Here is an 8,242-nt window from a genome sequence, read left to right on the forward strand (position 1 = left end):
GCATGCCGCCCGCGAGCCAGGAGCAGGTTTCCCCGCTCAAAGCCTCGGCCCGGTCGCAAACTTCGACCGAAATGCCCTGCGCGCGAAGTTCGGCGGCGCAGGCGAGCCCGAAGACGCCCGCGCCCAAAATCCGAACGCGCCGCTCACTCGGCGGGGACATAGAGATCCCCCGTTTCGCGGAATTTTTCGGACATTTCCGCCATGCCCTGCGCCCGCGCATCGTCGCGGATTTCGTGGGAAATGCGCATCGAGCAGAATTTCGGCCCGCACATGGAGCAGAAATGCGCAACCTTATGGGCTTCCTTCGGCAAGGTCTGATCGTGAAAATCCCGCGCCGTTTCGGGGTCGAGCGCCAGATTGAACTGATCCTCCCAGCGGAACTCGAAGCGCGCGCGCGACAAAGCATCATCCCGCAACCGAGCGGCAGGATGGCCTTTGGCGGAGATCCGACGCATGGGCGGCGATTTTATAGGAAATCACGCCGACCTTCACATCGTTGCGGTCGGGCAAGCCAGATGTTCCTTGGGCGTCACATAGCAGAGCAAGGCCGTGCCGAACCAACCGATCATCGCCGCCCCGATGGCCGAGGTGATGTGATCGTAGCCCGGCGCGATATCGGTCGTCAGTGGCCCGAGCGTATAGAATGGCGCGCCGCCGCAGTGCTGGAGCTGCTTTTCCATATTGGCTTTGATTTTGTGCATCGGCACATGGCCGGGGCCTTCGATCATCACCTGACAGTCCTTCGCCCAGGCGATTTTGGTGAGTTCACCCAGGGTTTCGAGTTCAGCAAATTGCGCCGCATCGTTGGCGTCCGCTGTCGAGCCGGGGCGCAACCCGTCGCCCAGGGAGAAGCTGACGTCATAGGCGCGGCAGATGTCGCAAATTTCCTCGAAATGCGTGTAGAGGAAATTTTCTTTATGATGCGCAAGGCACCATTTGGCGATGATCGAGCCACCGCGCGAGACGATCCCCGTCACCCGGTTAGCGGTGAGCGGGATATAGGCGAGACGTACTCCGGCGTGGATGGTGAAATAATCCACGCCCTGTTCGGCCTGTTCGATCAGCGTGTCGCGGAACACCTCCCAGGTCAGGTCTTCGGCGACGCCATTCACCTTCTCCAGCGCCTGATAAATCGGCACGGTGCCGATGGGAACCGGCGCGTTCCGCACCACCCATTCGCGGATGTTGTGAATATTCCGGCCCGTCGACAGGTCCATCACCGTATCCGCGCCCCAGCGGATCGCCCACACCAGCTTATCCACCTCTTCGGCCATCGAGGAGGTCACGGCGGAATTGCCGATATTGGCGTTGATCTTAGTGAGGAAATTCCGCCCGATCACCATCGGCTCAAGTTCGGCGTGATTGATATTGGCGGGCAGAATCGCCCGCCCGGCGGCGATTTCGCTGCGCACGAACTCCGGCGTGATGAAATCAGGAATCTCGGCCCCAAAAGCCTCACCATCCCGTTCCAACGCATGTTTGGCCTGGGCGCGGCCCATATTCTCGCGCAACGCCGCCACTTCCATTTCCGCCGTGATGATCCCGGCGCGGGCATAGGCCATTTGCGTCACGGCTTTGCCGCCCTTGGCCCGAACGGGGGTATGTTGAACCGGAAACGGTTCGACCGAGCCTTGCGCCCGCAGAGCCTCGGCAAGCGCGCTCGTGTAGCTTTCGGTATCGCCGCGCGCCTCGACCCACGCCGCACGCGGGCGCTCAAGCCCCTGGCGAATATCGATTGTCACCGAGGGGTCGCTATAGGGGCCGGAGGTATCATAGACCGGAAACGGCGGCTCCCCAGCCGAGGGGTGCAAATGGATCAACCGTAGCGGCGCACGAATATCGGCACGCGACCCGGTGATATAGGCTTTTTCAGAGGCCGGCAGCGCGCCGGTCGTAACTTTAAAATCGTGCATCGAGCCTCTCCCGATTAAATCAGAGACAGACCCGGATACGGCGGGGATAAAGAAAAGACGGATGCCGTCCCGTGAGAGGGAATTGGGGCCACCCGCGCGTTCAGTCCCTTCGCCGGTATGAACCGGATCAGGTTCTAAGGGTCGCTGTGCCGATCGTGGTTAGATCCAACAGCCTCTCAGCCCCTTGCGGGACTCCCCTCGAAACGAGGATTACAAGACACGCTTCCGCGCATGGCGTCAAGCGGGTGGACATTGCTCGCCGCTATAAGCCGATTAATGCGCCGCGCCGAAATACCGAACCGCTGTCAGCAGAATGCCCGTCATCACCACCAGCATCGCTCCAAGTTTGATCGTCATGCGGTTCTCAAGGTCGCGCATGTCGGCGCGCACCAGGGCGATTTCGTACTTCAGCTCTTCCTTGGTGGCAAGTTTGGCAACTTCGGCTTTCAGCTCATCCTTAGTCGCGCATTTGGCGATATCCGCCTTCAGTTCGTCCTTGACGGCTTTCAGTTCGTCCTTGGTGGCGGATTTGGCGATTTCAGCCTTCAACTCGTCCTTGACGGCGTTCAGCTCTTCCTTGGTCGCGCATTTGGCGATGTCCGCCTTCAGATCGTCCCGGACCGCATTCAGCTCTTCGCGCGTCGATAAATGCGACAGATCGACCGTCCGGCCCTCGGCCAATTGCTCGGCAATCGCTTCGGCGTGCGCGCGGGGAATACCGCTGCCTTCCAGGGCGCGGGCGGTTTTGAGCGTGTCGAAGGCAACTGCATTCATCTCTGCGCCTCCTTGCCTTTGCGCCGCAACCGTCTCAAGGCCAATCTCGATCAAGTCCCGGATCGCCTCTTCTCGCGTTCAATTTTGAACCGATGCCCGCTTATAAACAAGCGCTTTAACGGGGATACGTGTCTAAAACGCCAATGTTTATAACGCGCCGACACCACCCTACCCGCGTTACCACACCGCCTCCTTCAACATCACCTTCGGGTCGAGCAGGTACGCGTCGAACAGCGGCAGGCTTGCCCCGCCGATAGCGCGCGCCACGCTGCCCGTGGTGCCCTCCACCACTTCCGGCGCATGATGCCTTGCAGATCGAGGCGCCCCAGCGCCGCCCGCGTCGCCGCCACCAGCCGCGCCCTGACGGATACGGGAAACGCCCCATCGATAATCGCCGCCGAAAAATCGATGACCGAGCAGGCGGCGGCAATCGCTTGGGCAAGATTATCGGCGGTGGTCTCGATCCAGGTGTCGAGCACCGCGCCGTAATCGTCCCAATCGTCGGGGTTTTTCCACAGCAGCGACGGATCTTGCCCGGCGGCTTTCAACGCCTGTTCGAACATCAATAGCGAGGCGACGTTGATGAGCTGGCCCCATTTTTGGCCCGCACTGCGCACCGGCATCGAGCCCACCGCCCCGGCATTGCCCGTGCGGCCGCGATAGACCGTGCCGTTCAGCACTACGCCGCCACCGATGAAATAGCCGACAAAGAAATAGATGAAATCCGGGTACGCCGCCCCCTGACCGAAGGTGAGCTCGGCCCCGCAGGCGGCGGTCGCGTCATTTTCCACGAAGACCGGATAGGGCTGCACAGCGGCGAGCGTCTGCACGAGATCGGTGTCGTGCCACGCCGACATGTCGGCCCCAACGATATCGCCCCACAGCCAGAGTTCGAACGGCACGGCGACGCCGAGCCCGGCTATTCGCGCCCGCTGTTCGGGAGAGAGTGTGTCGGCCAGCGCGGGCACGCCCTGGGCGACAAACCGCGCAATCGCCTCGGGTGAGGGCCAGGCATAGGCTTCGCGCAGCACTTTTCGGACCGTGCCGACGAAATTCATCAGCAGCAGTTCCGCACTGCGCCGCCCAACCTTCAGCCCGAGCGCGAACACACCATCGGGATTGAGCGCCAACGGAATCGACGGCTGCCCCACCCGCCCGCGCTGCGGTTCGCCCCGCACCAGCAGTTGATCTTCCTCCAGCCGCCGCATGGTGACGGAGGCCGTCTGCGACGACAGCCCCGTCAGCCGCGCGATCTCAGCCTTCGGCAAGCTACCGTGACGGCGCACCAGCGACAGCATCAGCCGTTCGGTGAGCGTCAGTCCGCCAAGGGGTTTGCGCCCGGCCGGATCTACGCCCGGTCCTTGGTTTCCTAGCCCTGGGCTCGTCGAGTTTAGCACCATCATTCCTCCCGCCCGCACGGTCTTAGGGCAAGGGCGCGGGCCGCACAAGAATGCCGTATTGAATAAATAAATCAATCTGCTTTATCTATTGACGTGGGCGATGGAGAGGTGTTTGCTAGGGATCGAGAGGGGGCATACCCCCCTGTCCAAACGAATATCGCGCAGTCCACAACGGACGCGCCTATAGCGATCCACCGGGAGGATCTCATTATGAAAGCTCTAACTCTTGCGTCGTGCCTTGGTGCCCTCATTGCCGGGATGGCGGTGAGCAATGCCGCTTTGGCCCAAACCAAGGCCTGCCTGATTACCAAGACGGAAACCAATCCCTTCTTCGTGAAAATGAAGGAAGGCGCCGCCGCTGCCGCCACCAAAAGCGGGATTACGCTGCAAACCTTCGCGGGGAAGCTTGACGGCGATGTGGAAACCCAGGTCGCAGCGGTTGAAACCTGCATCGCCTCGGGCGCGAAAGGCATTCTGATTACCCCGTCCGACTCGCGCGCCCTGGTGCCGGTCGTGGCGAAAGCCCGTCAAGCGGGCCTGCTGGTGATCGCGCTCGATACGCCGCTGGAACCGGCCTCCGCGTCGGACGCGGTTTTCGCTACCGATAATTTCAAAGCTGGTGAACTCATTGGCAAATGGGCCGCCGCCAAGCTGGGCGATAAAACCAAGACGGCGAAAATCGCCATGCTGGACCTGAGCGCCCAGCAGGTTTCGGTCGATTACTTACGCGATCAAGGCTTCCTCAAGGGGTTTGGCATCGACATTAAAGACCCGAAGAAAATCGGCGACGAAGGCGATTTGCGCGTCGTCGGCCATGATGTGACGCTGGGCAATGAAGAAGGCGGGCGGAAAGCGCTCGAAAACCTCATTCAGCGCGATCCGGGCATTAATGTCGTCTACACGATCAACGAGCCTGCCGCCGCCGGGGCCTATGAAGCCCTGAAAGCCCTCGGTATCGAAAAGAATGTGACCATCGTCTCGGTCGATGGCGGTTGCCCCGGCGTGCGCAACGTCAAGCAGGGCGTGATCGGCGCAACCTCGATGCAGTTCCCGCTGCTGATGGCGGCCAAGGGCATTGAAGCCATCGAAACCTTCGCCAAAACCGGCCAAAAGCCGAAAGCCACCGAGGGCCTCGATTTCTACGATACCGGCGTCGAGCTGATTACCGATGCGCCCGTGCCCGGCATCCCCTCCATTTCCTCGGCAGACGGGCTGAAGAAATGCTGGGGCTAATCGCCTAAGCGTCTAAGACCCTAAAATACTCCCCCTCCCCTCGGCAGGGCGGTTCTCTCTTTACCGCCGCCCTGCCATTTTTCTTTTGGGACAGAGGAGCCTGCGATGAGCAAGGCTAATGCCTTACGGGCGCGGCTGCCCGCTTCCAGCGATGGATCGACCATGACCCAAGACCCCCCGCCCGATAAGCTGAACGAGAATTTTGCGAAATTCTTGGAGCCCGCCCCCTCGCCCCTCGTGCGCTTGCAGCACTTTCTGCACGGCAACCCAACGATGGTGCCGGTTATCGTGCTGCTGCTCAGTGTTCTGGCCTTCGGCGTGATTGCCGGGGATCGGTTCTTCCACCCCTTCAATCTGTCGCTGATTCTGCAACAGGTTTCGGTGATTGGGATTTTGGCAGCGGCGCAGAGTTTGGTCGTGCTGACGGCGGGAATCGATCTATCGGTTGCCGCCATCATGGTGCTCTCCTCGGTCATTATGGGAAAGCTTGCCATTGATTTTGGCGTGCCGACGCCGATTGCCCTTGTGGTCGGCTTTGGCGTCGGCATCGGTTGCGGCTATATCAATGGCGCTTTGGTGACGCGGCTCAAACTGCCGCCCTTCATCGTTACCCTCGGTACCTGGAATATTCTGTTTGCGCTGAACCTGTGGCTGTCCGGCGCGCAATCGATCCGCAGTCAGGATATCGATCAAAGCGCGCCGCTGCTGAAATGGTTCGGCGAGCGCGTGAGTTTTATGGGCGCGCAGTTCACCTATGGCGTGTTTCTCACCGCAATTCTGTTTGCCGCCCTCTGGTTTCTGCTGAACCGTACCGCCTGGGGCCGCCATGTCTATGCCGTGGGCGACGATAAGGAGGCGGCGGAACTCGCGGGCATTCGCACCAACCGCACGCTTATCAGCGTCTATGTGCTGGCAGGGCTCGTCTGTGCGCTGGGGGCGTGGGCGTCGATTGGCCGGGTCGGCTCGGTCAGCCCGCAAAGTTTCTATGAAGGCAATCTGCAATCGATTACCGCCGTCGTGATCGGCGGGATCAGCCTGTTCGGCGGGCGCGGCTCGATTATGGGGCCGTTGATCGGCGCTTTGATCGTCGGCGTGTTTCAATCCGGCCTCCGCCTCTCCGGGGTCGATGTCCTCTGGCAGATGTTTGCGATTGGCTGGCTCATCATTCTCGCGGTCGCCCTCGACCAATGGATCCGAAAGGTGTCGGCATGACCCCCGTTCTTCAGGCAAAAGGCCTCGTTAAGCGCTATGGCCGCGTCGTCGCGCTCAATCAGGCGGATTTCGACCTGTATCCCGGCGAAATTCTGGCGGTGATCGGCGATAATGGCGCGGGCAAATCCTCGCTGATTAAAGCGCTGTCTGGGGCCTTGATCCCCGACGAAGGCGAAATTCGGCTCGACGGCATGCCGGTCAACTTCCGCTCGCCGCAAGACGCGCAGGAAGCCGGAATTGCCACAGTCTATCAAACCCTCGCGCTCTCCCCGGCCCTGTCGATTGCCGATAATATGTTTCTCGGGCGCGAGTTGCGCAAACCGGGGCCGCTCGGGCGCTATTTCCGCATCCTCGACCGCGCCGCGATGGAAGCGCAGGCGCGCGCCATGCTGGCGGACCTGGGCCTGCTGACCATTCAGAACATCCGCCAGCCGGTCGAAACCCTCTCCGGCGGTCAACGCCAAGGGGTTGCCGTTGCCAGAGCCACGACCTTCGGCTCGAAAGTGGTGATTATGGACGAACCCACTGCCGCGCTGGGGGTGAAAGAATCGCGCCGGGTGCTGGACCTCATCCTGCGTGTGCGCGAAAAAGGCCTGCCGATTGTGCTGATCTCGCACAATATGCCCCATGTGTTCGAAATCGCCGATCGCATCCATATTCACCGCCTCGGCCAGCGCCTTTGCACCATTCGGCCCCAAGATTATTCGATGGCCGATGCGGTGGCCTTCATGACCGGCGCGAAGGAGCCGATGGCGCAGGCGGCCTGATTTGATCTACCGCATTGAAATACGTGGCGGGGGTGCGCTACACCCTCGCCTATGAGCGATACGATCCATAGCCTCGAAACCCTCTTCGTCACCCGCCTCTACCGCGCCGATCTGGCCGATACAGCGGGGTTGAACGACGAGCTTCACGCCACCTGCCTTGCCGCCGCCGCCGATGATGAGGCCGGGCAGGATTGGTCGGAAGAAAACGGCTATCCGGGTTATACGTCCTACGCCTCTTTAAATGATCTGGGGTGGCGTTTTCCGGCGGTGAAAACGCTGATTAAGCAGTTGGATAAGCACGCGAAAAGCTTCGCCAAAATCCTGGAATGGGACTTGGGCGAGCGTAAGCTGGTGCTGGATTCGCTGTGGATCAATGTGCTGGAGCCGGGTGGCTTTCACTCGGGCCATATTCACCCCGGCAGCGTCATCAGCGGCACCTATTATGTGTCCGTCCCCGATGGCGCGGGCGCGATCACCTTCGAGGACCCGCGCCTGCCGCGCATGATGGCCGCGCCGCCGAAAAAAGAAAAAAGCGGCGCGCGAGCAGCAGGCTTTCGTGTCGGTCGCCCCCGCGCCGGGCGCGCTGCTGCTGTGGGAAAGCTGGATGCACCACGCCGTTCCGCTGAACCGCGCCGATGCCGAGCGAATTTCCATCAGCTTCAATTACGCTTGGCGCTAAACGCCTTTAATGTGAGCAAAAAAACGCCGTCAGAACCACTATATGCCCAAAAACCAGTCTACTGCATACAAGATGGTCAACGTTCGGGCCAAGCCTGTCTAGACCATCCGCCGATAATTCTAGAACCGCATGAAAATTGCCCCAAATCCCTCCTTTTTAACGCTTTCGACTCGCCGCGCCGAAAGTTGGCGCAAGGATTGCTAACTCTCGTCCAGCCAACGAAAACCACGAGGAGGCTGTGATGAAGTTTACGAGACGGGCGGT

The 8,242-nt window shown here is 60.8% G+C and carries 7 protein-coding genes, 1 pseudogene and 1 riboswitch; of the genes and pseudogenes, 4 read left to right on the forward strand and 4 right to left on the reverse strand.

Annotated features, from left to right (window positions below; translation table 11 throughout):
* The 4 genes and pseudogenes from VZ95_RS29155 to VZ95_RS05905 all read right to left on the reverse strand — a co-directional run.
* Positions 1-220, reverse strand: a 220-nt coding sequence (locus VZ95_RS29155) for an FAD-dependent oxidoreductase (RefSeq protein ID WP_156995096.1), incomplete at its 3' end; no start/stop codon positions are given.
* Positions 144-1,913: pseudogene (gene thiC, locus VZ95_RS05890) on the reverse strand (phosphomethylpyrimidine synthase ThiC). The gene VZ95_RS29155 and the pseudogene thiC, both read right to left, overlap by 77 nt.
* An 86-nt stretch (positions 1,914-1,999) precedes the next feature.
* Positions 2,000-2,122: riboswitch (TPP riboswitch) on the reverse strand.
* A gap of 64 nt (positions 2,123-2,186) precedes the next feature.
* Entirely contained in the window at positions 2,187-2,687 is a 501-nt protein-coding gene (locus tag VZ95_RS21685) for a CCDC90 family protein (protein ID WP_052711526.1), read from the reverse strand.
* A gap of 200 nt (positions 2,688-2,887) precedes the next feature.
* Positions 2,888-4,090: an ROK family transcriptional regulator gene (locus tag VZ95_RS05905; protein WP_232302508.1), complete on the reverse strand. Its 1,203-nt coding sequence runs from the start codon at positions 4,088-4,090 to the stop codon at positions 2,888-2,890.
* A 207-nt stretch (positions 4,091-4,297) separates the two neighbouring features.
* Between VZ95_RS05905 and VZ95_RS05910 the strand changes: the two genes are divergently transcribed.
* The 4 genes from VZ95_RS05910 (at position 4,298) to VZ95_RS29685 (ending at position 8,220) form a co-directional block, all read left to right on the forward strand.
* Positions 4,298-5,320, forward strand: a complete 1,023-nt coding sequence (locus tag VZ95_RS05910; RefSeq protein ID WP_045775033.1) for a sugar ABC transporter substrate-binding protein — start codon at positions 4,298-4,300, stop codon at positions 5,318-5,320.
* A 105-nt stretch (positions 5,321-5,425) separates the two neighbouring features.
* Positions 5,426-6,532 carry an ABC transporter permease gene (locus tag VZ95_RS05915; RefSeq protein WP_232302509.1) on the forward strand — a complete coding sequence of 369 codons (1,107 nt, stop codon included), beginning with the start codon at positions 5,426-5,428 and terminating at the stop codon, positions 6,530-6,532.
* The gene (locus VZ95_RS05920; RefSeq protein ID WP_045775034.1) at positions 6,529-7,299 is read left to right on the forward strand and encodes an ATP-binding cassette domain-containing protein; all 771 of its coding nucleotides are present in this window, start codon (positions 6,529-6,531) and stop codon (positions 7,297-7,299) included. Before VZ95_RS05915 ends, VZ95_RS05920 begins: the two co-directional genes overlap by 4 nt.
* A 51-nt stretch (positions 7,300-7,350) precedes the next feature.
* Entirely contained in the window at positions 7,351-8,220 is an 870-nt protein-coding gene (locus VZ95_RS29685) for a TIGR02466 family protein (RefSeq protein WP_232302510.1), read from the forward strand.
* Positions 8,221-8,242 lie beyond the last annotated feature (22 nt).

The sequence above is a fragment of the Elstera litoralis genome, from assembly GCF_000963705.1.
GTDB classification, from domain to species: Bacteria; Pseudomonadota; Alphaproteobacteria; order Elsterales; family Elsteraceae; genus Elstera; species Elstera litoralis.